Origin of the sequence: Roseovarius spongiae (assembly GCF_003651245.1) — a bacterium.
Taxonomy (GTDB): domain Bacteria; phylum Pseudomonadota; class Alphaproteobacteria; order Rhodobacterales; family Rhodobacteraceae; genus Roseovarius; species Roseovarius spongiae.
The window spans coordinates 17,749-42,066 of the sequence record NZ_RAPE01000010.1; the positions used below are offsets into that span (position 1 = coordinate 17,749).

25 protein-coding genes are annotated in these 24,318 nt (G+C 61.5%); 13 read left to right on the forward strand and 12 right to left on the reverse strand.

Features of this window, described 5'->3' with window-relative positions; genetic code table 11:
- Positions 1–35: 35 nt before the first annotated feature.
- The 3 genes from D6850_RS18795 to D6850_RS18810 form a co-directional block, all read right to left on the reverse strand.
- Positions 36–656 carry a cupredoxin domain-containing protein gene (locus tag D6850_RS18795; protein ID WP_245964268.1) on the reverse strand — a complete coding sequence of 207 codons (621 nt, stop codon included), beginning with the start codon at positions 654–656 and terminating at the stop codon, positions 36–38.
- A 321-nt stretch (positions 657–977) separates the two neighbouring features.
- Entirely contained in the window at positions 978–1,436 is a 459-nt protein-coding gene (locus D6850_RS18805) for a c-type cytochrome (RefSeq protein ID WP_121169159.1), read from the reverse strand.
- A gap of 34 nt (positions 1,437–1,470) precedes the next feature.
- Positions 1,471–2,046 (reverse strand): L,D-transpeptidase, encoded by a 576-nt coding sequence (locus D6850_RS18810; protein WP_206019330.1) that lies wholly within the window; start codon positions 2,044–2,046, stop codon positions 1,471–1,473.
- Positions 2,047–2,217: 171 nt separating this feature from the next.
- On the opposite strand from D6850_RS18810, the gene D6850_RS18815 reads away from it, so the two are divergent.
- From D6850_RS18815 to D6850_RS18845, 6 genes are all read left to right on the forward strand, one after another.
- Complete coding sequence (locus tag D6850_RS18815; protein ID WP_245964269.1) at positions 2,218–2,511, forward strand: DUF2933 domain-containing protein; 294 nt, start codon at positions 2,218–2,220, stop codon at positions 2,509–2,511.
- 255 nt (positions 2,512–2,766) lie between these two features.
- The gene (locus D6850_RS18825; RefSeq protein ID WP_121169161.1) at positions 2,767–3,537 is read left to right on the forward strand and encodes a DsbA family protein; all 771 of its coding nucleotides are present in this window, start codon (positions 2,767–2,769) and stop codon (positions 3,535–3,537) included.
- Complete coding sequence (locus D6850_RS18830) at positions 3,537–5,651, forward strand: protein-disulfide reductase DsbD family protein (RefSeq protein WP_121169162.1); 2,115 nt, start codon at positions 3,537–3,539, stop codon at positions 5,649–5,651. Before D6850_RS18825 ends, D6850_RS18830 begins: the two co-directional genes overlap by 1 nt.
- A gap of 54 nt (positions 5,652–5,705) precedes the next feature.
- Positions 5,706–6,650 (forward strand): cation diffusion facilitator family transporter, encoded by a 945-nt coding sequence (locus D6850_RS18835; protein WP_121169163.1) that lies wholly within the window; start codon positions 5,706–5,708, stop codon positions 6,648–6,650.
- On the forward strand, positions 6,643–7,419 hold the full coding sequence (locus tag D6850_RS18840) for a hypothetical protein (protein ID WP_121169164.1): 777 nt from the start codon (positions 6,643–6,645) through the stop codon (positions 7,417–7,419). The genes D6850_RS18835 and D6850_RS18840 overlap by 8 nt, the downstream gene beginning before the upstream one ends.
- 32 nt (positions 7,420–7,451) lie before the next feature.
- Positions 7,452–8,366 carry an EamA family transporter gene (locus D6850_RS18845; protein ID WP_121169165.1) on the forward strand — a complete coding sequence of 305 codons (915 nt, stop codon included), beginning with the start codon at positions 7,452–7,454 and terminating at the stop codon, positions 8,364–8,366.
- A gap of 36 nt (positions 8,367–8,402) precedes the next feature.
- On the opposite strand, the gene ccmI is transcribed toward D6850_RS18845, so the two are convergent.
- The 7 genes from ccmI to D6850_RS18880 form a co-directional block, all read right to left on the reverse strand.
- Positions 8,403–9,569, reverse strand: coding sequence for a c-type cytochrome biogenesis protein CcmI (gene ccmI / locus D6850_RS18850; protein WP_121169166.1), 1,167 nt, complete (start codon positions 9,567–9,569; stop codon positions 8,403–8,405).
- The gene (locus tag D6850_RS18855; protein ID WP_018065807.1) at positions 9,569–10,045 is read right to left on the reverse strand and encodes a cytochrome c-type biogenesis protein; all 477 of its coding nucleotides are present in this window, start codon (positions 10,043–10,045) and stop codon (positions 9,569–9,571) included. Before D6850_RS18855 ends, ccmI begins: the two co-directional genes overlap by 1 nt.
- Positions 10,042–10,605, reverse strand: coding sequence for a DsbE family thiol:disulfide interchange protein (locus D6850_RS18860; RefSeq protein WP_018065806.1), 564 nt, complete (start codon positions 10,603–10,605; stop codon positions 10,042–10,044). Before D6850_RS18860 ends, D6850_RS18855 begins: the two co-directional genes overlap by 4 nt.
- A 4-nt stretch (positions 10,606–10,609) precedes the next feature.
- Positions 10,610–12,610 carry a heme lyase CcmF/NrfE family subunit gene (locus D6850_RS18865; protein ID WP_121169167.1) on the reverse strand — a complete coding sequence of 667 codons (2,001 nt, stop codon included), beginning with the start codon at positions 12,608–12,610 and terminating at the stop codon, positions 10,610–10,612.
- Positions 12,611–12,739: 129 nt separating this feature from the next.
- Positions 12,740–13,753 (reverse strand): hypothetical protein, encoded by a 1,014-nt coding sequence (locus tag D6850_RS18870; RefSeq protein ID WP_121169168.1) that lies wholly within the window; start codon positions 13,751–13,753, stop codon positions 12,740–12,742.
- 222 nt (positions 13,754–13,975) lie between these two features.
- Entirely contained in the window at positions 13,976–14,305 is a 330-nt protein-coding gene (locus D6850_RS18875) for an SHOCT domain-containing protein (RefSeq protein ID WP_121169169.1), read from the reverse strand.
- 106 nt (positions 14,306–14,411) lie between these two features.
- Complete coding sequence (locus D6850_RS18880; RefSeq protein WP_245964270.1) at positions 14,412–15,032, reverse strand: cupredoxin domain-containing protein; 621 nt, start codon at positions 15,030–15,032, stop codon at positions 14,412–14,414.
- Between the two features lie 638 nt (positions 15,033–15,670).
- On the opposite strand from D6850_RS18880, the gene D6850_RS18885 reads away from it, so the two are divergent.
- The gene (locus D6850_RS18885; RefSeq protein WP_121169189.1) at positions 15,671–17,482 is read left to right on the forward strand and encodes a copper resistance system multicopper oxidase; all 1,812 of its coding nucleotides are present in this window, start codon (positions 15,671–15,673) and stop codon (positions 17,480–17,482) included.
- On the forward strand, positions 17,479–18,216 hold the full coding sequence (locus D6850_RS18890) for a copper resistance protein B (RefSeq protein WP_245964271.1): 738 nt from the start codon (positions 17,479–17,481) through the stop codon (positions 18,214–18,216). The genes D6850_RS18885 and D6850_RS18890 overlap by 4 nt, the downstream gene beginning before the upstream one ends.
- Before the next feature lie 61 nt (positions 18,217–18,277).
- Here the strand turns inward: D6850_RS18890 and D6850_RS18895 are convergent, their stop codons facing one another.
- Together D6850_RS18895 and D6850_RS18900 are read right to left on the reverse strand one after the other, a co-directional pair.
- Positions 18,278–19,681 (reverse strand): ATP-binding protein, encoded by a 1,404-nt coding sequence (locus D6850_RS18895; RefSeq protein ID WP_121169171.1) that lies wholly within the window; start codon positions 19,679–19,681, stop codon positions 18,278–18,280.
- Positions 19,678–20,400 carry a response regulator gene (locus tag D6850_RS18900; RefSeq protein WP_121169172.1) on the reverse strand — a complete coding sequence of 241 codons (723 nt, stop codon included), beginning with the start codon at positions 20,398–20,400 and terminating at the stop codon, positions 19,678–19,680. The genes D6850_RS18895 and D6850_RS18900 overlap by 4 nt, the downstream gene beginning before the upstream one ends.
- A 183-nt stretch (positions 20,401–20,583) precedes the next feature.
- Here D6850_RS18900 and D6850_RS19365 point away from each other — a divergent pair, with 183 nt between their 5' ends.
- The 5 genes from D6850_RS19365 to lgt all read left to right on the forward strand — a co-directional run bounded on the left by D6850_RS19365 (position 20,584) and on the right by lgt (position 24,284).
- Positions 20,584–20,883, forward strand: a complete 300-nt coding sequence (locus tag D6850_RS19365; RefSeq protein ID WP_147438941.1) for an EF-hand domain-containing protein — start codon at positions 20,584–20,586, stop codon at positions 20,881–20,883.
- A 238-nt stretch (positions 20,884–21,121) separates the two neighbouring features.
- Positions 21,122–21,700 (forward strand): EF-hand domain-containing protein, encoded by a 579-nt coding sequence (locus D6850_RS18905; protein ID WP_245964272.1) that lies wholly within the window; start codon positions 21,122–21,124, stop codon positions 21,698–21,700.
- Positions 21,701–21,913: 213 nt separating this feature from the next.
- Positions 21,914–22,300, forward strand: coding sequence for a DUF302 domain-containing protein (locus tag D6850_RS18910; RefSeq protein ID WP_121169173.1), 387 nt, complete (start codon positions 21,914–21,916; stop codon positions 22,298–22,300).
- Positions 22,301–22,484: 184 nt separating this feature from the next.
- The gene (locus D6850_RS18915) at positions 22,485–23,168 is read left to right on the forward strand and encodes a TVP38/TMEM64 family protein (RefSeq protein ID WP_121169174.1); all 684 of its coding nucleotides are present in this window, start codon (positions 22,485–22,487) and stop codon (positions 23,166–23,168) included.
- Positions 23,169–23,360: 192 nt separating this feature from the next.
- On the forward strand, positions 23,361–24,284 hold the full coding sequence (gene lgt, locus D6850_RS18920) for a prolipoprotein diacylglyceryl transferase (RefSeq protein ID WP_121169175.1): 924 nt from the start codon (positions 23,361–23,363) through the stop codon (positions 24,282–24,284).
- Positions 24,285–24,318 lie beyond the last annotated feature (34 nt).

Below are 24,318 nucleotides of genomic sequence, written 5' to 3' on the forward strand. Positions count from 1 at the left end.
GCGATGCCGTCCGTTCCATTAAGCATGCATGATCGTCAATTCGTAGCGACTTTGGCACTGGAAACGAACTCGCCGACCATCCCCGCCTGGCGATGGCCGGGCACGTTGCAGGCGAATCCAATTTTGGCGCTTCCCGAGAACGTCCACACGATCTCGGCGGTCTCCCCGGGTTCGAGGAGTGCCGAATTCGCATCGTCATGCATCATGCCGGCCTCGCGCATCTTGTCGTGGTTCAAGGCGCGTCCGGTCATCATACCACGCTGCATCATCCTGCGCATCTCGGTTTCGTGACCTTCCCACATCTGATCAGTCCCGATGTTGAACTCGTGAACCATACGTCCGTCATTGCTAACGACGAACCTGACGGTTTCGCCCTTCTCGACGTCGACGGTCTCGGGGTCGAACCTCATTTCGTCCATTGAGACCTCGACGACCCGGTCGATGTTCGAGACGTCGCCTTCCTGCCCGATATCGGCGTTATTTCCGTGGCCGGCATCGGCATGTGCGATCGAGGTCGCCGCAGCAAGTCCGGCGATCGCCGTTGCGTGTAGAAGATAGTTCATGCTGTTCACCTTTCGCATGTAGCTTTCAAAACTTGTCTTTATCTTTATGTCCTCGTTTGCCAGGCGCGCGTCATCGCGGCGGTGGCGGTTCATAGGCGGGGCCTCTTCCATCACCTGTTACATGGGGAGGACGGAACTTCCTGGCTGTGGAGCGTTCGACGTGGCGTGCCCGCACTGGATCCGCTGCGACCGCGGCAAGGGCGCAGTCAATTCCTGGATGGCAATGTCCGAATGCCTCCTGGATGACAGAATGATCTTCGCCGTGATCATAGTCGATCACGGCGTGCGTTTCGCTTGTCGCGGCGGGAGCAGAAGAATGGGCTTCAGCGCCCTGAGGGGCCAGGTCGAATGCGAAAAGCGCGCAGAGAAGCAGCGCGCGTATCAAGACGACAGGTTCGATTTTGCGTCTTTCGTTCAAAAGATGCCGTTCTCCTTCTGAAGCTCACGAATGTAACGCGCGATCATTTTCACGTCGCCATCGGTCACACCCTCCACCGCCGGCATGTCGCCGAAGTTCCAGTGATGCGCACGGACGCCGTTCTTTGCCGCGAGGACGAATGCCATGTCGGAATGATGACTGGGTTCATAGATCTTGTGGACGAGCGGCGGGGCCACGCCATTCTGCCCCGCTGCATTCGTGCCGTGACACTCGGCACATTTGGCGTCGAACGCCCGTTTTCCGATCTGCGCTTCCGCCGACAGTTCGGTGGGAAGCGCCACCTCGACGATCGGTGCGCCCTCGGCCAGGGTGCTGGTATCGGGCGGAATCATCGAATGGCCCGTGCCTTGCGTCGCCCGTTGCGTCGCGTTCCAGTAGACTGCGAACCCCCCGACGAGAAGGAAGGCGATGATCGCCAGCAATGTCTTGTTCATACTGTTCTCTGTCCCTCGCAACCGAATGGCCCGGTCAAATGAGTTTGACCTGTGTGCCAACCGGCGTTCTGTCGAAGACCTCGACGATTTGTTCGTTATAGAGCCCGATACAGCCATTCGACGATTTGCGGCCGATCTTGCGCGTGTCGTTGGTGCCGTGAATGCGATAATATTGCCAACTCAGGTGCATGGCACGAATACCCAGCGGATTGTCCGGTCCTGGTCCCACATAGCGCGGCAGTGTCGGATCGCGTTCGATCATCGATGGTGTCGGCGCCCAGTCCGGGGCCTCATCCTTGAAGACCACTTCGGTATAACCGCGGCGTGTCAGCTCGTCGGACAACGGCACCGAGGTGGGATAGATACGCATCTCGCCATCGGCAGTCCAATGCTGGAGTACCCTGGTGCTCGTGTCTGAGAGCAGGATACCCTTGCCAAGGCTGTCGAAGTGATCCTGCCAAGCGTGCAGCCGGAAGGAAGACATGTTGCGCCTCACCACGGGGGCTTCCTCCGCCCGAAGGAAGGCTGGGGTCGCCAGTGCGATAACGCCGCTGGCACCCGCCGCCAGAAATCCGCGCCGGTTGAGGGGCTTTTCGCCATGTTCTGTCATAACCTGCTCTCGCATCTGAAACTTGCCTGTTTGGGCCGGATAGACCACCTTCCAGCGCCGGAAGGTCAAGCAGATGCGCCCTGACAAGACCGTGATTTTTGTATCGGTTTGTATCGTTGACCTTCCGGCGCAGGAAGGCCTTAGCCCATCTCCTGTATGTTTGGAGATGCAATGAAAATGAACGAACCTGAAGCTTCTGCTGAGCAATCGCGCACGATGCCGGTGATGAAATATGCCATGTGGGCCTGCTGCACGGTGATGCTGCTTCCAATTGCAGCGTTCGTGATGGCGGGTGGACTTGCCGGCGGATTGTCCTCCGGGCTCTACGTCTTCGCACCTCTGCTTTTGTGCGTCGGCGCACATTTGATCATGCATCGGATGATGGGAAAATCATGCCATGATACGAAGAGCGAGCGGACCGATGATGTTGCGATCCAGGTGGATCAAAAAACAGCTGCCGACTGAGCCGGGGTGAGATTGGGTATCGTTCGCCGTATTCTGCCGCTTTGGGCGATGCTCTTGCTTGGCGCCTGCGCCCAGACCATCGCGCAATGCGAGCGGAACGGTGATGTCCGGCTCTCTTCCAGCGGCCAGGTGGTCGACCTGCCGGAAGGTTGTCAGGTGAAGGAAATATCGGGCAGTGGGCTCGCTATACTTGAGTGCCGGGACGGCAGGGAGGGCTTCGCCTTCGCTTTGGAATAGTTGTGAAGGTGACGGGATATGATTGAAGGACGGCGGAATACATTGGCGGTTCTTGCGACTGTTGCGGCCGCCTACGCCGGGTTTCGGTATTTTCCGGATCTCGGTTCGACCGAACTCAACTTCGAGGACGTTCAAGACCCGCGGGGCTTTCGCAGGCTGTCCGCCGGCGAAAGCTCGAGCGGCTTCGATCTCTTCATCGGAATGAACGCCATGGGCCCGGATAGTCTGGCGGGTGCCGAAGCGCGGGTCAGGACAGATATCTGCGGCGCGCTCTACGGCGACGACCTGCCTGAAACACAGGTGGTTCCGGTCGCGTTCTTTACGGAGTATTATTGCCCATATTGCCGCGTTCAGACCAGGACGCTTGCGGTACTCGATGCACGTCGCGACAGCAACCTGCGCGTTATCTGGCACGAATTGCCACTTCTCGGGGAGTCGTCGGAGGTCGCCGCAAAGGCGGCGCTGGCGGCGAAACGCCAGGGCGCCTATGTCGCCTTTCACGAACGGCTCATGAGATCCTCCTTCGTGGCGACGCCGGAATATTTGCAGGCTTTGGCGCAGGACATCGGTGTCGATTACGACCGCCTTGCCCTCGACATGCAGAGTGGCTCCGTCGCGCGGGAGTTGGAGAACAGTGCCGCTCTCGCGCGGGTATTCGGCATTTTTGGAACGCCCGCCCTGATAATCGGGCGAACGATCATCCAGGGCCAGGTCGATGAGAAGACCATTCTGCGTGTTGCCGAGATGGAAATCGAGGAAGATTGGACGTCCCAGTGTCAGACAGCGTGATGAACAAATTCTCGCGGCTTTTCGTCGCAAAGCTGATTCTGCTGGTCTGCCTCGGTTTTCTCGGCGCGGGGCTGGCCAGTATGTCGAACGCCGCCGAATCCGGGAGCTTTTCCAACCCGGCTCTCGAGGCGCGTCTGATCGCAGCCGAAAACGGAGTCGGCCCGAACGCGACGTCCCTGTCCGCCGGGCTGCATCTGGAGTTGGGCGAGGGCTGGAAGACCTATTGGCGGTCCCCGGGCGAGGTCGGCATCCCGCCCTCGATCGACTGGGCGGGATCGGAGAACGTGGCGGAGGTCGAATTGCTCTGGCCCGCCCCGGAACGGTTCACGGCCTTCGGGATCGAGAATTTCGGATATCACGACGAGGTCGTATTTCCGCTGCGTATCGCATTGTCCGACCCCGGCGCGCCGGTGCGATTGAACGCCAATGTCACGCTTCTGACCTGCTCGACCGTTTGCGTCCCGCAGGAGTTCACACTGACCCTGTCGCTGCCACGAGCCAGCGGAATCGACGCGGATGCGGCGGCGCTCATCTCGGCCTATGCCGAAAAGGTACCGGACGAGGGGGCCGAGAGCGGTATCAGGGTCCAGTCGGCCCATCTCGACCCGGACATGACCGCGCTGACGCTGGCCGCGCGCAGCGAGCAGCCGTTTGCGGGTCCGGATGTTTTTCCCGAACTGGGCGCGGGCACAGCATTCGGCAAGCCCGATATTCGTCTTGGCGAGGGCGGCCGTCTGCTCTGGGCGCGTCTGCCGGTTCTGAGCGCAGCCGCCCACCTGCCCGACCTGCGGATTACCGTGACCGACGGCGACCGTGCGGTCAGCCTGTTCACCGAGTTGACGGATGAAGCAGCGAAGCCGCCCTTCGCCCTGGACCGCGTGCTGCCCGGTGTGGCGGAACTGGCCTGGATCGCCGTGATCGCCTTCCTCGGCGGCTTCATCCTGAACGTCATGCCATGCGTGCTGCCGGTGCTGTCCATCAAGCTGTCCTCGGCGATGAAGAGCCGCGACCAGGGCGTGGGCCGCATCCGCAAGGGGTTCGCCGTCTCCGCGCTCGGCGTATTGGCGTTCATGTGGTCGCTTGCGGCGCTGACCATCGCGGCGCGCGGTCTCGGGATGACGGTGGGCTGGGGGCTGCAATTCCAGAATCCCGTCTTTCTGGCAGTCATGTTCCTTGTCCTGGCCGTGTTTTCCGCCAACCTTTTCGGGGCATTCGAGATCGAGTTGCCGTCCTCAATGCAAACCCGGCTCGCGCGTGCGGGCGGCGGCAAAGGCTATGGTGGCGACTTTGCCACGGGCGCCTTCGCCGCCATCCTCGCGACACCCTGTTCGGCGCCGTTCCTCGGCACCGCCGTGGCCTTTGCGCTTGCCGGACGCGCGCTCGATATCGCGGTGATCTTCACTGCACTGGGGATCGGTCTGGCCTTGCCCTATCTCATCGTTGCCGCGTTTCCGGCGGCGATCTCGCGCCTGCCGAAGCCGGGCCGCTGGATGCTGTGGCTGAAGATTCTGCTCGGGCTGGCATTGGCGGGCACCGCCGGCTGGCTGTTCTGGGTGCTGATCGGCGTTGGCGGCATGGCGTCCGCGCTCGCGGTTCTGGCAGCCAGTGCAATCCTGGTCGCGCTTCTGTCCGCCAAGCGCCTGGCCGCAGGCCCCCGCTTGTCCGGGGCGGCAGTCATGAGTGCGTTGGCCATCTTCCTGGCGGGATTCCTTTCTGCGGCCGGCACGCCGAACGCCAAGCCGGCGACGGACTGGGCCGCATTCGACCGTCGAGAAATTCCGAAGCTCGTGTCGCGCGGAGAGGTCGTTTTCGTCGATGTGACCGCCGATTGGTGCCTCACCTGCAAGGCCAACAAGGCGCTCGTGCTCGACCGCGAGCCGGTGCTGACGGCTCTTCGCGCACCGGACGTGACGGCAATGCAGGCCGACTGGACCCGTCCCGACGAGTCAATCTCGCGCTATCTGGAGACCTTCGACCGCTACGGTATTCCGTTCAACGCCGTCTATGGACCCGGCGCTCCGGAGGGGATCGTCCTGCCCGAGCTCCTGTCGTCCGAAATGGTGCTGTCGGCGCTCGAGAAAGCGGCGGCGCGGGCGGTGGCGTCGGGCGACTGAGGCGCGCTCTTCATATCGGGAGGCATCAATAAACTGTCTCAGAAAGGAGGCTCGATGAGTTCCGAAACTGAAACCCATGTTGGTGGACACGGATCGCATATGCCGACAAGCGGGCGTGGCATGGTCATCTCGGCCTGGCTGACCGGCATCTATTTCATCGTGGAACTGGGGATCGGGCTCTGGACCGGATCGATCGCCGTCCTGTCGGATGCGTTCCACACGTTTTCCGCCGTCGGCGGCGTCCTCGTCGCCCTGGGGGCGGCCAGGCTTTCCCGGCGGCCTGCCGATGCAACATTCAGCTTCGGCTGGTATCGCTCCGAAATTCTGGGCGCGCTGGTGAATGGCGGGTTCCTGGCCGGAATGGCCCTCGTTGTCATCTACATGGCGGCAATGCGGCTGAACGCCCCCATCGACCTGCCGACGGGGCCGATGCTGCTCGCCGCGGCAGGGGGTCTTGTGACGGAGTTCATTTCGCTCGGCCTTATCTGGAAACAGAGCCGGAGCGACATGAACGTGCGCGGCGCGCTCTGGCACATCATCCAGACCTTCGTGGGCAGCCTGCTCATCATCGTCACGGCGCTGGTGATCCGCTTTACCGGTTTCCTGATGATCGACCCGCTTCTGGGCATGGCTTTCGGCTTCGTGCTGCTCTGGGCCAGCTGGGGCATCCTGCGGGATGCGGCGCGGCTGTTGATGGAAGCGGCGCCGAGCGAGATCGATCTGAACTTGGTGATCGCGGATCTGGAAACGCTCGATGGAGTGCGCGATGTGCATCACGCCCACGCATGGACATTGACGAGCGGGCGCAACGTGTTTTCGGCGCACCTTCGCGTAGGTGACGGTGCGGACCCCCAGGCGGTGCAACGACGGGCGCACCGCTTGCTGCGCCGCGATCACGGGTTTTTCTTCGTCACGCTCCAGATGGAGACCGAGCGTCTCGACGAATCGGGCGCCGAGATGATCGATATCACCTCGAATGGTCAGGCCGACGATGGCTGACGAGTCGCTCCGCCTGTGGCTGGCACGCAAGCTGATCGGGCGCATCGTCGCCCGGGCGGCGCGGCGCGGCCTTGCCACGCGCGGCCTGCGCGACACGGAGGGGCGCGAGATCCGCTGGCTGGCGCCGGAAATCGAGGCATTCGTGGTGGCGATGACCGCGGAGGCGATCCGCCTGCGCCCGTATGCGCAGCAGGCAGAGCTTCCGACTTTCGGTAGCCGGCTGATGGTGGAAATGGCGATCTGGACGATGGCGGCCGATCGCAGCCTGCGCGCTTGCGGCATCGCGCCCGAGACCGCGCGACAGGTGGTCGCCGATCTCGGCTGGGACATCTACCGGCGGATGCTGGCGCTCAGCGCATTGCCCGTGCGCCTGCTCACCCGCGATTCCGGCCGCCGGCTGCGCTGGACCATCCGCGCGCTGCTGGTGTTTCCCTTCGCGCCCTCCGGCGCGCCGGGTTACGCCGTTCGCGTCAGCCGGGACGGCGACGACCTGTTGACCGATTTCACCCATTGCCCGCCGCAGAGCTTCGTGCGCCGCATCGCCCGGGCGCAGGACGATCCTGACTCGTTGGAGGCGTTCCGGCAGAGCTGGTGCCGCTACGACTGGCCCGGTGCCGACGTCATCGCCGGGGATGGCGCGCGCGGTCATTATCGCCGCCGGCGCACTCTGTCCCACGGTGACCCGGTCTGCGACATGTGCTGGATCGGGAAGGCGAGCCGCGACGCAATAAGTGGCCAGGAGGACCGCGACGAGCCGGCGGCGTCCTGAGAGCGTGAACGAGAGAGGATCAGAACCGACCCATGCGCACCATCCTGTTACTGCTTCTCATCACCTTCTCGGAGGCGACAATCGGCGTCTTCGTCAAGCTGACAGGCGGTCTGATCCCGATCCACACGGTCAATTTCTACGCCATCCTCACGGCCGCGCTGTTTCTCATGATTCTGATGCCGTTCACAACCGGGAACCCGCTTCGCGTTCCGTGGAAGAACCTCAAGGACACCGCCATCATCGGTATACTGATCGCCACCCAGATCAGCGTCTTCAATTACGCCATGACCCTGGTGCCGATTGCCAACGCGGTCATTTTCTGGAGTATCGCGCCGTTCTTCACCTTCATATTCTCGGCGCTGTTTCTCGATGAGAAAGCAAGCTGGGGTCACTACCTGACCTTCGCGGTCGCCATCATGGGCATCGTTCTCGCGAAACCGCTGGAGGGCGGATACATGGTCGGAAATCTTGTCGCGCTTGCCGATGGGGCGATCTATGCCGCGATGATCACCTACATGCGCCACGAAGGCAAATCCGAGACCGGTAACGACATCGCCTGGTCCATGCTTGTTGCCGCCCTCGTGCTGTCGCCGGCGCTGGTGATCTTCGGACCCGGCGACATCATGGCAATGACAGTCAATGAGCGGATCGGCATTGCTGCTCCGGCCGGGCTCTGGGCGCTGATGCTGGGACTGGTCTCTACCGGGTTCGCCTATTTCGGCATCTCGCTTGTGCTGAAGACGCTGAACGCCAACGTCTATTCGCTGGTCGACATCATCGTATCGCCGGTGGTCGCGGCAACGCTGGGCTTTCTCGTATTCGGAGAGGTCCCGGCGACGGGCATGATCTATGGCGGCGCGTTGCTTCTGACGGCCGGGTTCGTCCTGACCCGTCTGACCACCCGGGACGATCCAAACCTTGCGGCGCATCCCTGTCAGTGCACCTGATCGCATTGGCAGGGAAACCATAGCGCTGTTTCGGCCTCAGCCGGGCAGCTCTGACATCGCCTGCCGGATTTCCTGCGCACGCGGGTCGTCGGGAGGCAGGGTCTCGGCGAGCCTGTTGGCGGTCAGATATGCCTCCCGCGCCTTCGCCGCCTCACCGAGGACGCGATAGGCGTTGCCCAGTCGCATCCAGCCATCCAGGTCATCAGGGTCGTCCCGCAGCCGCTCGGCCAGCCGCTCAACCATCGAGCGAATAAAGGCGGCCCTGTCGTCCTCGCTCATGTCCGCTGCGGCGGCGACATCGCCCGCGGTGGGGCCCGGCGTATCGCCGCCAGCCGTGGGCGCGAATGCCGCGAGGCTGACCGGCTCGCGGCCGAGCGTCTCGCCGATGCTGTTGGCCTGCGCGACGAACGCCTCCATCCAGGGCGCGGGGCCATTGGCCGCGTCCAGCCGGGCAATCAGCAGATCGTGGGCCTCCGCGCCGTCGCCCGCCTGATCGAGCGCGATGGCCTCGTAGTACGTGGCCGCCGGATTGGACGGATCCATGTCGCGTGCCCGTCCGATGGCCTCGCGGGCCGCGGGCGTCACGATCCCGTCATCCGCGGCGATCAGCGCCTCGGCGTATTGCGACAGGATGGCCGAACTGGCATCCGGGCGCCCGGTCACGTTCTCCATGGCGGATACCGCATCCCTGTAGCGGCCCATGCGCATGTAGGTTTGACCGAGCAACATCCACCCCTCGGTCGGGCCACCGCCCGGATCGCTTTGCAGGCGCTCCAGCAAACGCTCCGTCAACCCGGCGATTTCAACCTGCTGGTTTCGCTCCGCCTCACGCTCGGCGAACGCGATGCTCGGCATGTCGGGCGATCCCAGTTGCAGGTAGAGCGCGCCTGCCGCCACAGGCACCGCCAAGGCGGTCGCCCAGACGACAATGCTGGCAGGCCGACCCTGCCTGGCCGGTTCCGCGTGCTGGCCTTTCCGTTCCTGCGACAGGATGCGCCGCTTGATCTCGATCCGGGCGGCACGGGCTTCCTCCGGCGAGATCAGACCGCGTTCCGCATCGGCGTCCACCTCTTGCAGCTGATCGGAGAGGATCGAAACGGACCCGTCGGTTCGGTCGGAAACCTTCGATCCGAAGGACCGCAGTGGAAGCAGCAGGAAACCTGCGGCAAGCAGCGCCAGAAACGCAAAGACAATCCAGAGCATCACGGCTCATTCCTTTCGCGCTGCGCCAACAGTTCGGAAACCCGGCGCTCTTCTTCGGCGCTCAGGCCTGCCTTCGCCTTGCGCCGACCGGACCTGGCAAGGACCGCGACCACACCGCCGGCCCCCAGCAAAAAGAGTGCGAGCGGCGTCAACCAAAGAGCATAGGTTTCCGGTTTGAATGGCGGTTTCAACAGGACATAATCGCCATAGCGCGCCTGAATGTAATCCAGCACCTGCTGATCGGTGTCTCCGGCAACCAGCCTTTCACGGACCAGCAGCCGCAGATCGCGCGCAACGCCCGCGTTCGAGCTGTCGATGTCCTGGTTCTGGCAGACCACACAGCGCAAGTCTTTGGAGATCTCTCTCGCACGGGTCTCAAGGATCGGATCAGCCAGCATTTCGTCGGGTTCGACGGCATGGGAGGCAAGCGGCAAGGCGATCACGATCAGGATCGTCAGCACGACAATTCGGATCATGTTCCCGCTCCTGTTGCAGCACGTGCCTGCGCGAGCGCGGTTGCGAACTTCTCTTCCGCCTCTGCGCCGACGACCGGGCCGACATAGCGGAAAAGAACCGTGCCGTTGCCCGAGACGATGAAGGTTTCCGGCACGCCTGAAATGCCCCACTCGATCCCGGCGCGGCCGTTCAGATCGGATCCGATCCGCTCATAGGGGTTGCCCAGGTTCTCCAGCCAGGCGCGCGCGTCCTCGGGCTTGTCCTTGTAGTTGATGCCCATGAGTCGCACGCCGCCCTGTTCGACCATTCGGGTCAGGACCGCATGTTCGGCCCGGCAGGGGACGCACCAGGAGGCGAAGACATTGACCACGACCGGCGCAGGATTGTCCGTCAGGTCCGCCCGTGACAGGCCGGGCACACCCACGTGATCCACCGGCGCCAGATCGAATTCCGGTGCCGGCTGAGAGATCAGCACCGACGGGATCGCGTTCGGGTCGCGGCTTGGATTGAGGCCCCAGAGAAAGAAACCGCCGACAATCAGCGCAATCAGGATCGGCAGGGCGGCGAGGGCTCGGGTCATGGACTTACTCCGCCGGCGTTGCTTGTGGTTTCGGAATAGTAGCGCGGCGCGGCGCACCGACCCGCAGGCGCCGATCCGAAAGCGACAGACCGCCGCCCAGCACCAGAAGCGCCGCCCCGATCCAGATGAAATTGACCAGCGGCTCGTAGAGGATTCGCAAGGTCCAGGCCCCAGATTGCGCCGCGCCCTCCGCGGCCGGCTCGGCCAGCGAGGCGTAGAGGTCGCCCGCCAGCGTCGAGCGGATGGCAGATTCGGTGGTCGTGCTCTGGGCGACCGGATAGAAACGGCGCTCGGGGTAGAGTGTCGTGACGGGTGCACCATCGCGCGTGACCACCAGCGTGCCGCGGTCGGCGACATAGTTCGGACCCTGCACCCTTTGGACACCGTCGAAGCGCACGTCGAAACCTGCGATCTCGGTCACGGCGCCGGATTGGACGAAAACAATTTTCTCGGATTTCCAGGCGCTCGACCCGACGAAGCCGAAGACCGCCACGGCAAGTCCCGCGTGTGCCAGCGTCATGCCGTGGGCCGCGCGGGGCAGGTTGCGCGCCCTCCGAACAGCCTGCGCGAACGGCACGTCGAAGAGCCTGATCCGGGTTGCCCATTCCCGCAGCGTCGCCAGAAGGAGCCAGGTGGCAATCGCGATTGAAAGATAGGCCAGGGCGGGTCCGCCCTCGGTCAGGTACCAGACCGCAAGTGCGGCCAGCCCTGACATCAGCGCGACAAACCGCAGGCGCTGGAATACGCCCTTCAGGTCGGCGCGTTTCCACGACAGGAGCGGCCCGACGGCCATGATCGCCAGTAGCGGCAGCATGATCGGAATGAAGGATGCGTTGAAGAAGGGCGGTCCGACCGAAATCTTCTGGTCGGCCAGGGCCTCGGTGAACAGCGGATAGAGTGTGCCGACCAGCACGGTTCCGGTGGCCACGACCAGCAGCAGGTTGTTGATCAAGAGGCCACCCTCGCGACTGATCGGCGCGAAGAGGCCGCCGCCCTCCATCGACGGAGCGCGCCAGGCATAGAGCGCGAGCGAGCCGCCGATTGACAGCCCCAGCAGGCCGAGGATGTAGAGTCCGCGTTCCGGATCGACGGCGAAGGCGTGCACAGATGTCAGGAGGCCCGACCGGACGATGAACGTGCCCAGCAGAGACAGCGAGAATGTCAAGATGGCCAGAAGGATCGTCCAGCTTTTGAACGCGTCGCGCTTTTCGGTGACGATGGCCGAATGCAAAAGGGCAGTGCCCAGAAGCCATGGCATGAAGCTGACGTTCTCGACCGGATCCCAGAACCACCAGCCGCCCCAGCCCAGTTCGTAGTAGGCCCACCAGGATCCGAGCGCGATGCCCGCCGTCAGGCTCATCCACGCCGCCAGTGTCCACGGTCTGACCCAGCGGGCCCAGGCGGCATCCACGCGCCCTTCCAGTAGCGCGGCGACGGCGAAGGAGAAGACGATCGAGAACCCGACATACCCGAAATAGAGAAGCGGCGGATGCATCGCCAGCCCGACATCCTGCAGCAGCGGATTGAGGTCGTTGCCATCCGGAGGCGGCGGAAACACGCGCTCGAACGGGTTGGAGGTCAGCAGCAGGAAGGACAGGAAACCGGTGCTGATCCAGGCCTGCACCGACAGGGTCCGCGCCTTCAGCGCATCGGGAATGTTCGTTCCGAGCAAGGCGACCCCTGCGCCGAAAGCAGCAAGGATCAGCACCCAGAGCAGCAGAGAGCCCTCATGGCTGCCCCAGGTGCCGGCGATCTTGAACAACATCGGCTTGAGTGAATGCGAGTTCTCGACGACGTTCGCCACAGTGAAATCGCTGACCATGAAGGATCGCATGAGGGCCGCGAACGCGATCCCGATGAACAGCAGCTGAGCAAGCGCCGATGTCCGCGCACTCCGCATCCAGACCAGATCGCCGCGCGAGGCGCCGAGGATCGGCAGAACGCTCTGCACCAGGGCAATTGCCAGCGCCAGTGCCAGCGCAAATTGTCCGATTTCAGGTATCATCTGGATATCCCGGTCAACTTCTTGTTTTGCGGCTCATGCCGCCTTCCCGGACTGGAACGTCAAGCCCGGTTCCAACGCCCGCTGTCACATCTCCGTCAGTTGGGTCATTGCCGCTTTCCCCGCTTCGGCCTACGGCATCGGGGCGAACTGGTGTGCCCTACTGTCGGTCTCGATCGTCTGGCGAAGCTCCAGCGTCTCGGGGTCGAGAATCCACAGTTCCGGCTTGCCGGCGCTGCTCACCAGCAAGGCATCCTCTATGCGCGCCATGTGGTAGGGTTCAGGTCCGACGTTGACTTCCAGGCGTTCACCGGTCGACCGGTCGACACGCACGACAAGATTGCGTTTGCGCGCGCTCGACCAGATCGCGTCCTGGTCAACCACTATACCATGCAATTCTCCGCCAATGTCGAATCTGTCGAGGGTCTCGCCGCTGTCTGCATCGACGATGGAGACGATCCCGCTGTCGGCTTCGCTGACGATCAGTTGGCGGGCATCGGCATCGAGCTGGATGTGCGTGGGCGACCCCTGCAGCTTGAAATTTCGCGTCACGATCCCATCCTTCGGGTCAACCACGCTGATCGTTGCGTTGCTGGCGTTGGAAACGAGGAAGTTTCCGGTCTTCGGATCGGCGACCGCATATTCCGGAACCGGTCCTGTGGCGACGGTTGCCGTCATCTCGCCGCTCTCCAGGTCGATCACTGAAACGGCACCCAGGCCGGGATGGGTCACCGCTGCGAAGCGTTCATCCGACGAAATCCCTACATGGTGAACGATGCCCGGCACCTCGATCTGGCGCAGAATCTCGCGGCTGTCAGCCTCGACCAGCGTTACCAGACTTGCCGCATCCGGCTTGGCCGCGTCCCCACCCCCGTGATGGGCCGCGTGATCCTCCTCCGACATGGCGGCCGGCCTGGCCGCATCGCCCGGCGCGGATTCCGACAGGCTGCCGGCCACCAGGACGCCCCGTTCGGGCGCACCGGCGAGACCGTGGACGTTGTCGAGCCCTTCGATGCGACCCATCTCGTTAAAGGATCGATCCAGATGAAGCACTGTTCCAAGTTCGCCTTCGGGGATGTAGACGTCGGCAATCGCGGCGCTGCCGGTCATCAAGACCGCACCGAGTGTTAGGGTCGTGATGCGCATGATATACTTCCTTTCATAGGTATATTCTCGTCTGTCACCAAGGTACCGATCGGCTCGGGACCATCAATCGAGGCACGCCGCCTTTTGTGTAAGCGTCTGTCGCAAAAGCCGGAGCCCGTTACGGTCCGAGACAATTTTTTCGGCAGATTGGCGGGCAAATACCGATGTCCCGGCTGATGTGGCTTCCGACCGGCGCTTTCATCAGGTCCGGTTCCGCAGAATTCACCGTTTTGGGGACTCCAGCTTGGCCAGCCGCCGCTCGAATTCATCCTCATCGATTTCGCCGCGGGCATAGCGTTCACGAAGGACATCCATCGCAGTCTGACCATTTCCGGTGTCGGAGCGGGTGGAAAAGCCGCGAACCGCAAGAAAAATCAGGCCAATGATAAATGCCCAGAAGATCACCATCATCAGGCCGCCAAAGATGCCGTGGCCACCGTTCCACATCATGTGGCCGTATCCAGCTCGCCAATCGCCATTTGGCGCTGCCGAAGCGGGCCCAGCTGAAGCCATCGCGCAAACTGAAATCACGGGTAGTGCAAGGTGTTTCATGTCCTCTCCTCGACGTCGGGGCCGCCCGATTGGCGGCCCGAACCGTCCGCGGTTTGAAATGAGGGGAACATCGAGCCCCCTCATCTCCGTCATTCGTCGATCGACGTCAAAGCTCTTCGAAATTGACGTCACCGACCATTCCGGCCTCGCGGTGCCCAGGAGCATTGCACGCGAACCCCATGTCCGTCGCTTCAGAGAATGTCCAGACGACCTCGCCCGTCTCGCCCGGCTCCAGCAGGACACTGTTGGCGTCATCATGCATCATCCCGGCTTCCATCATCTTCTCATGGTTGAGCTTCTTCATGGTCATCATGCCCTTCTGAAGCATTTCTCGCATTTCGCCCTTGTGCCCATCCCATATCTCGTCATTGCCGAGGTTGAATTCGTGCACCAGGTTGCCGTCGTTGCTGACCACGAACTTGATGGTCTCGCCCTCCTTGACCGAAATCCGGCTGGGCTCGTACTTCATCTCGTCCATGCTGACCTCGATCACGCGGTCGACATTTTCGGCCTCTCCCGGCTCGCCGATGGCGGCACCCTTTCCGTGTCCCGCGTCTGCCATTGCCTGGCTTGAAAGAGACATCGCGAGGATTGTTGCGCTGACGATCGTAGTGCTTTTCATAATTTCACCTTTGGTTCGATTGGAATGTCCGAATTGGACGGTCACCTGCGCTGACGAGCGCATCTGGTGGCGCAGGAGAAAGACATTCCAGTGCTGGAGGGTCAAGAATACGGCAGAGCACGAGCGCGTGTTTATTGTATCGGAATGTAACCTTGCATTTTGGGCCTTGATGGAGGAGATGTCTCACAGTCGGTAAGTCGGTGTCGAATGGATCGGTATGAAACATCACCTTCGGACATTCTGGATATATCTGACAGTGCTGGCCTTTCTTTCGGTTACGGCACTTCCACACATGTCTTTTGCCGGGTCTCATCTCGAGGAAGCCGGAGCGCTTCATCATTCCGATCCGGCTCTTGATGATGTCGAAACGAGACCTGGGTGCGAATTCGCCGCTTCGAGGTACGATGAGAGTAGCGGTTGCGGTGCAATGGCAGCGCACTGTTTTCCGCTGATCGGGGCAACTTACGAGCAGTCCGAGCGACACTGGACGCTGACCTCCCTCGCCTTCTCCGAGGAGCCTGTTGGGTCTTACCAGGCGCGCCAAACCAGCGAAACGCCACCACCCCGAGCCTAGCGTTCATCGCCTTGAGACAATGCGATACCGGTCGATACGGCCGGACAGGAAACGCCTGTGATCGATGTCGTTCACGCGCGGCAGGCCCAAGTTTACCCGATTTCTCAACCCTCCCCTGACGACGCATCGGGATGCGTCCTGTCATTCACCCATACTGAAAGGAATGGAGATGAAATCCATCCCCCTCATCCGGGCGGCGCTTTTTGCGACCGTTCTGGGTGCCGCCAGCGCAGCCAGCGCCGTGGCGGGCACCTACAACATCACCGTGGACAAGATCCGCTTCGATACCGGCGAATTCAAAAAGACTGGCGTCGCCTACAACAAGAGTCAGACTCCGACCGTGCTACGCGTCAAGGAAGGTGAGCAGGTGACGATCAACGTCACCAACAACCTCCGCGAAAGCACCTCGATCCATTGGCACGGCCTGATCCTGCCGTTCCGTCAGGACGGGGTTCCCGGCATCAGCTTCAACGGGATCGCACCGGGCCAGACCTTTACCTACCGCTTTCCGATCAAACAGGCCGGGACCTACTGGTTCCACAGCCATTCCGGTTTCCAGGAGCCGGACGGCGCATATGGGGCGATCGTGATCGAACCGAAGGGCGGTGAGAAGGTTCGCGCGGACCGCGACTACGTGGTGCAACTGACCGACAAGCACCCGCACAGCGGCAATCGCATATTCCGCAATCTGAAAATGTCGGCGGATTATTACAACCGCTCGCAACGGACGTTGGAAGATCTGGTCCGGGATTCCCGTGCAGATGGTTTCAAGCAGGCCCTCCAGAACCGGGCAATGTGGGGCCGCATGCGGATGATGCCGACCGATATCGAGGACGTACAGGGCTTCGTCCCGCTCATGAACGGCAAGAGCACGCGGCAGAACTGGACGGGTCTCTTCAAGCCGGGCGAGAAAGTTCGGCTGCGGTTGATCAATTCGGCGGCGATGGCGTATTTCGACGTGCGGATTCCGGGCCTGAAGATGACCGTCATCCAGGCCGACGGCAATGACGTCCAGCCGGTTACCGTGGATGAGTTGCGTATTTCGGTGGCGGAAACCTATGACGTGATCGTGCAACCGCGCGAAGCCAAGGCATATGCCATCATCGCCGAATCCATGGGCCGCACGGCAATGGTGCGCGGCTCTCTATCACCGCAGCAAGGCTGGGCGGGACTGGTTCCGCGGATGCGTCCGAAACCGCTTCTGACGATGGCCGACATGGGCGGCATGATGGACGGTATGGACATGAGCGGCATGGATCACAGCGCCATGACGATGTCGTCGCAAGGTACCAGCATGCCTGAGGGCATGGACCACAGCCAGATGGATATGTCCGGCGACATGGAGGATATGGACCACAGCCAGATGGACATGTCCAGCGACATGAAGGGCATGGACCATAGCAAGATGGACATGTCCGGCGGCAAGCAGGAGATGGATCATAGCAAAATGGACATGTCCGGCGGCATGGCGGGCATGAACCACAGCGCCCGCGACAGCAAGATTGGCGAATTCTACGCGCCGGGCAGCGGATTGATCCCCAGCGCGGCCAATGGCGGCAAGTTTCTGTCCTACAACGATCTGAAGGCAGCCCGGCCGCTTTACCGCGATCGCCCGGCGACCCGCACGATCGAGGTGCGTTTGACCGGCAACATGGAGCGCTACATCTGGTCCATCAACGGCGTGAAGATGGAAGATGCCGATCCGATCCGCCTGAAATACGGCGAGCGTGTCCGCTTCAAATTCGTTAATGAAACGATGATGTCGCACCCGATGCACCTGCACGGCATGTGGTCGATCCTCGACACCGGCAAGGGCAAGTGGGATCCGATCAAGCACACGGTCAGCATCGCGCCGGGCACCACCGTCTACACGGAAACCGAGGTCGATGCGACGGGCCAATGGGCCTTCCACTGCCACCTGTCCTACCACGCCGAGGCGGGCATGTTCCGCAAGGTGATCGTCGAAGGTGGACCGGCATGAGCGGCGTCATCAGAACAAGGATTGAACTTATGAAAATAACCTATCTGTCCGCTTTCGGTGCGGCCCTGGCCTCCATGATCTGGACGCCGGCGGCGGCCGAGCCGGTCATCTGGGGCTTTCAGGCCGAGCAACTGGAATACCGTTTCCTTGAGGGTGAAGATGCTCTCGTGTGGGATTTCGACGCGCTCGCCGGTTCCGACGAGCTGCGCTTCGTCTGGCGAAGCGAGGGCGAGGTCGGCGAAAGCTCGGGCGATTTCGAGGAACTGGAAAACCAGTTGCGCTTGCAAATGCCGATCTCGACCTTCTTCGATGCCGTGGTCGGCATTCAGGCCAGTATGCCCAACGGCGTTCCTGATCGTTACAACGCCGTCGTTGGGGTCAAGGGTTTGGCACCGCAATGGTTCGAGATCGACGCCGATCTCTATGTTTCGGATCACCCGTACTTCTCGTTTGAAGCGGAATACGAGGCATTGCTGACAAATCGGCTGATCCTGACACCGAGCATCGAGATGACCCTGCCGTTGAAGGACGACGCGGCACGTGATCAAGGCGCCTGGGGTCCGACTTTCGAAATCGGGGCGCGCGTCAGCTACGATTTGATCGATCGCGCGGTATCGCCTTATGTCGGCGTCAACTATGAACGCTCCTTCGGCAAAACCTCGAACATGCTACGCACGGCGGGTGAGGACAAGGATGCGTTCTCGGTCGTTGTCGGAACGCGCATAATGTTCTGAGACACGTCAGTAAAGATGGCATCCCGCGGACGAAGACCTTCGGCGGGGTGCCGTTCTCAAGTTACCCGCGATCAGCGTCCGCGTCGCAGCCCAAGGGCAGTACCACCGTCGCCAGCAACCCTTGCCCTTCACGATTTTCCAACACGACATCGCCACCGTGCGCCCGGACGATCATTCGTGCAATCGACAGGCCCAGCCCTGTGCCGCCGGTGTTGCGCGACCTCGATTCTTCCAGACGAAAAAAGGGCTCGAACACGCGCTCGAGATCGGCCTCGGGGATCCCCGGCCCGTCATCCGCGATCCGGATCAGAAGATCGGTTTTCTGGTGTTCCACGGAAACCGTCGCATCGCCGCCATAGCGCAGGGCGTTCTCGATCAGGTTACGCAAGGCGCGGCGTATCGCGTTCGGCCGCAAACGCAGCGTGACCCGCTCTGACGTCTCGATTTCGAATGCGCCCAGCATGTCGTTTTGCAGCTTCTCCAGGAATTCGCGAATATTCACGATCTGGGGCTCTTCAGAGGTGGCCATGCCACGCGCATAGGCCAGCGTGGTTTCGACCATCTCTTGCATCTCCTCAATCGAGGAGATCAGGCTCTCGCGAATTTCGTCTTCATCAACCAACTCCGCGTGCACGCGGAGTGCCGTCAACGGGGAGCGCAAGTCATGCCCGAGGGCGGCGAGAACTCGCGTGCGGTCCGCCATGTGGCGCGTCAGCCGGTTCTGCATGGCGTTGAACGTCCAAGTAAGATCGCGCACCTCGCGTGGACCGATCAGGGGAAGGGGCTTTCCAGCCTCACCGCGCCCGAATTTCTCGGTTGCAGTGGCAACCTTCCTCAATGGTCCAGTCAAACGGTTCAACAGGAACCAGAAGACGACCATGAGAATTATCGCTGCGGTGATCCCAAAGCTGAGGGTCGAGATGACCGGCCATTGCAGCGGCGGCCGGTGGAACCGGGTATCGACATTAAGCCACCGACCATCCTGCAGAGCCACCGAAAGTGTCATCTCGATGGTCGACAGCGCGCCCTGCATCATCCTGAGATGCATGGTTCCATCGCTGGCGGGCATATGAGCCATCGGCATGAGGTCACCTTCCGCCTCATGCAGTTCAATCCTTATCTCTCGATCGTCATCGGGCCCCAGTAGCGCGCGCATCCGCCCCTCGACGCTGCCACCATCCTTGTGATTGACATGATCCACGGTCGGCTGCGCGGTTATGTCGAACCGCACCAGCGGCGAATCCGCTGCCCGCAAGATCGAGTCTTGCAGTTCCGGCGGCGCCTCCTCGATCAGACGCGCGACATTGGCCGCGCGTCCAGCCGCCTCGGAGCCGAGCGCGGCGCGGACGGCAAGACCGCGTTCATCGACGAAGAGCCACAGGCTGATCGCTTGCGCTACGATCAGGGCGCCAAGTATCAACAGGACCAATTGGCCCCGCAGACTATCGAAGAAGCGCAGCTTCACTCCAGTTCCTGAATGTCTGTAGACAGGCAATAGCCGCCGCCGCGTACGGTGGTGACGAGTTTTGGACGCATCGGGTCGATTTCAACCTTCCGTCGCAGCCGGCTGATCTGATTGTCGATTGTCCTGTCAAAAAGACGTTGTGCTTTGCCGGCTGTCAAATCCAGAAGTTGATCGCGACTGAGAACCAACCGGGGTCTTTCCAGCAGCACGGTCAGAAGCTTGAATTCCGACGTGGTCAGCGTCTCCTCGTGACCGTCATCGTCCACCAGGGCGCGTCTGTCGGTATCGAGCGTCTGATGGCCGAACCTGACACGGCGGCCGGTCAGCTTGCCGCCATGAAGCTCGGTGCGTGATGCGCGCCGCAAGATGGCCTTCACCCGTGCCAGCAACTCGCGCGGATTGAACGGTTTGGCCAGATAGTCATCTGCTCCGACCTCGAGGCCGACGATACGGTCCATCTCCTCGCCCAATGCGGTCAGCATGAGGATCGGAACGGATCCTTCCGACGTCATCCGTCGGCACACCGACAAACCGTCCTCGCCCGGCATCATGACATCGAGCACGATCAGATCAAACCGCCCCTTTGCCAGTTGGCTGTCCATTTCAGATGCACCGTCGGCTTTGCTGACCCGCATCCCGTTCTTTTCCAGATAGCGCGCCACGGCGTTGCGAATCTCGAGGCTGTCATCGACGACAAGGATATGAGGCATCTCGTTCATGCGGTCACAATAGGGATGTTTGTGTCAAGTTGTATCCTGAAATTGCAGGATAATTGTAACTATAAGTATCACAGGGTCGTTGTGCGACAGACGGATACAATCCGGCCGCTTCGGGGAATTGCGATGCCGGGTCGCGTAGGCATATTGAGTTTGCTGTAAATCAGAGCAGAAGGAGCAAATGCTATGACAGGTAATCTCATCAAAATCTTCACACTTATCGGGGCCATTTCCGCAGGTGGCGTCGCTCACGCGAATTCGGGCTACGGATCAGGCCATCACGAGCTACCGGACCGCAATGCGACCGATCATTCCACAATGATGAGGGCAGATGCGTTCGAACATCTTGACAGCGACGGTGATGGAACGATCACCCGTAGCGAAGCCGCAATGCACCGCCAGAACATGCACGCCAGCAACATGATGACGGGCGGCAACGTCTCATCCAGTGGCCCGCTTCCGCCCGCGGCTGGCAATGATCGCTGACACAGGTTGGCTGCAACTCGACCAGCTTGATGGACCCTCACACAAGTAACAGATGCGGGCGGCGGCGTGCATTGCTCCGCTGCCCGCGAAACTCGTGGACAGAGGACCGCAGAATACAAGGACTAGCCCCCGTATCATCGTTGATACAAACCGTTACTGAAAATTTTACTACCTCCAGATGCAACAGCGGTTTCGAACCACTAGCTTGCAGAGTGCAAACACTGGAAAGGAGATCACCATGTCACAACGTTCCATTCTCGCCCTCACGATGATCGCCGCAATTACGACCGGCGCCGCCTACGCCCAGAGCGATCACGGCCACAGCGTCAAATCCAAACCCGCAGGTGGTGACATGATGATGCAGGGCAGCGGGCCCGGCATGAAGGGCGATATGTCCGGCATGATGCAAATGATGAAGAAGATGCACCGAATGCATGGCGGTATGATGGGGGACAAAGGCCATGGTATGATGGGTGGCGCCATGATGCAGATGTTCGACGCCGACGGTGACGGCACGATGACGCCCGAGGAACTGCGCACCGGGCTGCAGGCGAAGCTGACCGAGTACGATAGCGACGGCGACGGCGCCCTGTCCATCGAGGAATTCGAGGCGCTGCACAGTGCGATGGTCCGCGAAATAATGGTGGATCGATTCCAGCATCTGGATGCCGATGGCGACGGCTCCATCACGGCCGAAGAAATGACCGCCCCGGCGGACAAGATGGAGCGCATGCAGAAGATGCGCGACGGAATGAGGCAGATGCAGCCCGGGGACGGTGCTGGCATGGGCGACAGCGAGATGATGAACGACGACTAAGCACTTTTCGGGCGTCGGCCTGTGGGCCGGCGCCCATATCCGGCGCCGAGGCACGGTTTGCGGATCGGTGCTGGCTTCGCTCGGCTTTAACGGAGGTAAAATCTGATGAGCTTCGAAATGATGATCGTTGGGCTGGTTCTCGCGACAACGATGATCCTGCGGGGACGGCTCAAACCGATCAAGCAGCCGCTCGAGTAACTTGAGGAGATAGAAATGACTTATACCTACGACCGCTCACTCACGGGCGTCAGTCTCGACGACGCAGAAATGCGCGTCCGCGCCGCCCTGGCTGATCGGGGTTTCGGTGTTCTGACCGAAATCGACGTCAAGACGACGATGAAGGAAAAGATCGACGTCGACATGGACGGCTATCGCATCCTTGGCGCCTGCAATCCGCAGATGGCCTACAAGGCGATCGGGATCGAGCCGCGCGTGGGCGCGATGCTGCCGTGCAACGTTATCCTGCGCGAAACGGACGGCGGCACCGAGATCAGCGCCATCGACCCAGTGGCGTCAATGCAGGCCATCGAAAACGACCAGCTCCATAAAGTCGCGGGCAAAGTTCGTGACATGCTGCGCCAGGCCGTCGACGCGGCCTGATTGCCTCCTCTTGACCTTCCCCTTACCGGAAGGCGCATGCGTTGGGGAAACGGCCACTGACGGCACTGGTTGGGGGACAAGGCAGTATGGGGACCGACAGGATCCAGGAAACAGAGACTTGTCGCTCTGCCGGACTGTTCAGCGTCGTCATCCCTATTTGCGCTCTATGTCCCGTGATGCTGACATGAGCCCACTCGTTTTCGGGCGAGCCGTACGATTGATCGTCGGCGCGCTGCTGGTTGTCGGCATCATCGCGCTGGCTCTGGGTCCGCTCGCCAACACCATCGAAAGCTTCGATGGCGAGAGAATCTCCGGCTGGGTCGCGGCTGCCGGGATATGGGGGCCGGTCCTCATCATTTCGCTCATGACGATCGCGATCGTCGCGACGCCAATTCCAAGCGCACCGATCGCATTGGCAGCTGGGGCTGCCTATGGGCATACTCTGGGAACCGTTTACATCGTTGCCGGGGCCGAGCTCGGCGCACTTGTCGCATTCGGATTGGCGAGGTTCCTCGGTCGCGACGTGCTCGTCCGATGGCTGGGCGACAAGTTGGATACGGGCTGGCTCGGCTCTCAGAACGCGTTGACCTTCACCGTTTTCGCCAGCCGTTTGATGCCCTTCATTTCATTCGACATCGTCAGCTACGCTGCCGGGTTGAGCCGCCTTCAGGTCTGGCGTTTCGCGCTCGCGACGCTTGCGGGGATCATCCCGGCCAGTTTCGTGCTCGCGCATTTCGGTAACGAAGCCGTCAGTGGCGACTCCTCCCGTGCGATCTGGGCCGCGATCGGGCTGGGCGCATTGACGCTGACGCCGCTTCTGATCGTTGCCGTGAAGGACTGGAAAAAGAACCGGGTGACCGATGGCTGATCACGGAAAACCTCCATTGCCGTTCGCTCGGAAAGCATCCCATCGGCTCCGATGGCGAACCAGTTGGCGGAGCCTCAGCATGCTGCCGGCGAAATGGTCGCTTCCAACCGGCGACTGGCCTCTGGTCGAACCGACCGTCGTTCAATCCGCCCTGCACCATCAATACCAATTACAAGTTCAGGAACTTCAGGCATGCTGACCGCTGCAATTCCATTTCCCGACATCGGTCCCGATCTTTTCTCGATCGAGATCGGCGGTTTTACCCTGGCGCTGCGCTGGTACGCGCTCGCCTATATCGTCGGCATCCTGATTGGTTGGCGCATCTGTGTTGCTGCCGTTGCCCGCCCCGCGCTCTGGCCTTCTTCGGGACCACCGCTTGATCGTCGTCAGATCGAGGATCTTCTGACCTGGATCATCATCGGCGTGATCGCCGGGGGCCGACTGGGTTTCGTGCTGTTCTACCAGCCGAAATATTACCTGACCAACCCGCTGGAAATACTCATGATATGGCAGGGTGGAATGTCGTTTCACGGCGGTTTCCTCGGGGTCGCCATCGCCGGCTTGGCATACTGTCTTCGCCAGAACGCATCCATGATGAGCACGGCCGATCTGCTGGCCATGGCAACACCTCCGGGGCTGTTTCTGGGGCGGCTTGCGAATTTCATCAACAACGAACTCTGGGGCCGCGCAACGGACGTGCCATGGGCGGTGATCTTTCCGGGCGACGCGGCCCAGACCTGTCCGGGGATAGCCACCCTTTGTGCCCGCCATCCCTCGCAGCTCTATGAGGGCCTGCTCGAAGGCCTTCTGCTCGCGGCCATCCTTCTTTACCTCGCCTGGCGCCGGGGCTGGCTCAGGATGCCCGGCGCACTGACAGGCGTTTTTTTGACCGGCTACGGTCTCGCCAGAAGCTTTGTCGAGTTGTTCCGGCAGCCTGACATGCAGTTCGTGACGTCGGATAATCCGATCGGCCATGCCCTGCACTTTGGCGATTGGGGGCTCACGATGGGACAGGTCCTTTCTGCGCCGATGATCCTGGTCGGGTTGGCGCTGATCCTTCGAGCGGTGAACGGATCCGGCGGCGAGACCGGGCAGGGATCGAAAAAAGCCGCCTGACCTCGGCAGTGATCTGCAACTGGTGATCGGAGAA

Excerpts from the sequence above, each read along its gene's own strand:
- D6850_RS18795 (WP_245964268.1), bottom strand. The coding sequence starts at position 656 with ATGAACCGCCACCGCCGCGATGACGCGCGCCTGGCAAACGAGGACATA.
- D6850_RS18805 (WP_121169159.1), bottom strand. The coding sequence starts at position 1,436 with ATGAACAAGACATTGCTGGCGATCATCGCCTTCCTTCTCGTCGGGGGG.
- D6850_RS18810 (WP_206019330.1), bottom strand. The coding sequence starts at position 2,046 with ATGACAGAACATGGCGAAAAGCCCCTCAACCGGCGCGGATTTCTGGCG.
- D6850_RS18815 (WP_245964269.1), top strand. The coding sequence starts at position 2,218 with ATGAAAATGAACGAACCTGAAGCTTCTGCTGAGCAATCGCGCACGATG.
- D6850_RS18825 (WP_121169161.1), top strand. The coding sequence starts at position 2,767 with ATGATTGAAGGACGGCGGAATACATTGGCGGTTCTTGCGACTGTTGCG.
- D6850_RS18830 (WP_121169162.1), top strand. The coding sequence starts at position 3,537 with ATGAACAAATTCTCGCGGCTTTTCGTCGCAAAGCTGATTCTGCTGGTC.
- D6850_RS18835 (WP_121169163.1), top strand. The coding sequence starts at position 5,706 with ATGAGTTCCGAAACTGAAACCCATGTTGGTGGACACGGATCGCATATG.
- D6850_RS18840 (WP_121169164.1), top strand. The coding sequence starts at position 6,643 with ATGGCTGACGAGTCGCTCCGCCTGTGGCTGGCACGCAAGCTGATCGGG.
- D6850_RS18845 (WP_121169165.1), top strand. The coding sequence starts at position 7,452 with ATGCGCACCATCCTGTTACTGCTTCTCATCACCTTCTCGGAGGCGACA.
- ccmI (WP_121169166.1), bottom strand. The coding sequence starts at position 9,569 with ATGCTCTGGATTGTCTTTGCGTTTCTGGCGCTGCTTGCCGCAGGTTTC.
- D6850_RS18855 (WP_018065807.1), bottom strand. The coding sequence starts at position 10,045 with ATGATCCGAATTGTCGTGCTGACGATCCTGATCGTGATCGCCTTGCCG.
- D6850_RS18860 (WP_018065806.1), bottom strand. The coding sequence starts at position 10,605 with ATGACCCGAGCCCTCGCCGCCCTGCCGATCCTGATTGCGCTGATTGTC.
- D6850_RS18865 (WP_121169167.1), bottom strand. The coding sequence starts at position 12,610 with ATGATACCTGAAATCGGACAATTTGCGCTGGCACTGGCGCTGGCAATT.
- D6850_RS18870 (WP_121169168.1), bottom strand. The coding sequence starts at position 13,753 with ATGCGCATCACGACCCTAACACTCGGTGCGGTCTTGATGACCGGCAGC.
- D6850_RS18875 (WP_121169169.1), bottom strand. The coding sequence starts at position 14,305 with ATGAAACACCTTGCACTACCCGTGATTTCAGTTTGCGCGATGGCTTCA.
- D6850_RS18885 (WP_121169189.1), top strand. The coding sequence starts at position 15,671 with ATGAAATCCATCCCCCTCATCCGGGCGGCGCTTTTTGCGACCGTTCTG.
- D6850_RS18890 (WP_245964271.1), top strand. The coding sequence starts at position 17,479 with ATGAGCGGCGTCATCAGAACAAGGATTGAACTTATGAAAATAACCTAT.
- D6850_RS18900 (WP_121169172.1), bottom strand. The coding sequence starts at position 20,400 with ATGAACGAGATGCCTCATATCCTTGTCGTCGATGACAGCCTCGAGATT.
- D6850_RS19365 (WP_147438941.1), top strand. The coding sequence starts at position 20,584 with ATGACAGGTAATCTCATCAAAATCTTCACACTTATCGGGGCCATTTCC.
- D6850_RS18905 (WP_245964272.1), top strand. The coding sequence starts at position 21,122 with ATGTCACAACGTTCCATTCTCGCCCTCACGATGATCGCCGCAATTACG.
- D6850_RS18910 (WP_121169173.1), top strand. The coding sequence starts at position 21,914 with ATGACTTATACCTACGACCGCTCACTCACGGGCGTCAGTCTCGACGAC.
- D6850_RS18915 (WP_121169174.1), top strand. The coding sequence starts at position 22,485 with ATGAGCCCACTCGTTTTCGGGCGAGCCGTACGATTGATCGTCGGCGCG.
- lgt (WP_121169175.1), top strand. The coding sequence starts at position 23,361 with ATGCTGACCGCTGCAATTCCATTTCCCGACATCGGTCCCGATCTTTTC.